We start from the raw sequence: 1,129 nt of genomic DNA on the forward strand, positions 1-1,129 counted from the left end.
GGTAATCCCCCCGTTTTTAACCGAGGTTATAAGTAGAATCAGGTCATTCGTTGTAGATGTTGCATTGGGGTATAGCCATTCAACGCCATGTTCGGCCGTTCGTGATTATAAAACCATTGCCACCGTGTAGCATAGTCTTGTCATTCATCCAGTGATGAAAACAAGTATTGCCCTAACCACTCATAGCGGACTGTCCGATGATAACGCTCAATGTAAGCATTTTGCTGCGGATTACCTGGCTGGATAAAGTTTATTTTGATATCTTGCAGATTAGCCCATGATATCAATATATTACTGGTGTATTCTGGCCCATTATCACAGCGTATGGAAACCGGTTTTCCTTTCCACTCAATAAGTTGCTCTAGTACTCTTACAACCCGACTCGCCGGCAGGGAAAAATCCACTTCAATAGCTAATGCTTCACGATTAAAATCATCGATGATATTCAATAAACGGACTGAGCGCCCATCCGACAGTTGATCATGCATAAAGTCCATTGACCAACATTCATTGCTCGTTTCGGGTACCGTCAGTGGCTCGGGCTTATCCCGTTTTAGGCGTTTCTTCGGCTTTATTCGCATGTTCAGTGACAACGCACAATAAATTCGGTAACCCCTTTTGTGGTTAAATCTTAAGTTTTTTACGTTTCGAAGGTATAAAAAGCACAAGCCAAATCCCCAGTTGCGCTGGCTATCAGTGATGCGTATCAGCCAGTCAGCTATTGCTTCATTTTCTTTACTCAGTTTAGCTTGATAACGATAGCAACTTTCGCTCACTACAAATAACTGGCAGGCAAAACGTACGCTGATATTCCGTATTTTGACAGCTTCTTGCGCCATCCGCTTTCGATGCGATGGCTTCACCACTTTTTTGCCATAGCTTCCTGAATGATCTCAGCTTTCAACCTTTCTTCTGCATACATTTTTTTGAGGCGGCGATTTTCCTCTTCCAGTTCTTTCAAGCGGGTCATCATGGAAGCATCCATCCCACCAAAGCGTGAGCGCCACTTATAAAAACTGGCGTTGCTCATACCATGTTCGCGGCACAGTTCAGAAACAGGCGTTCCCGCCTCAGCTTGCTTAAGGATGGTGATAATTTGGCTATCGGTAAAACGTGCTTTTTTCATAGA

General features: G+C 43.8%; 1 pseudogene. It reads right to left on the bottom strand.

The annotated features are described in order from the left end of the window. Positions 1–38: 38 nt before the first annotated feature. Positions 39–1,126, bottom strand: a pseudogene (locus tag PR675_RS20885) (IS3 family transposase). Between the last annotated feature and the right edge of the window lie 3 nt (positions 1,127–1,129).

It is taken from the genome of Providencia sp. PROV261, from assembly GCF_028477945.1.
GTDB lineage: Bacteria > Pseudomonadota > Gammaproteobacteria > Enterobacterales > Enterobacteriaceae > Providencia > Providencia stuartii.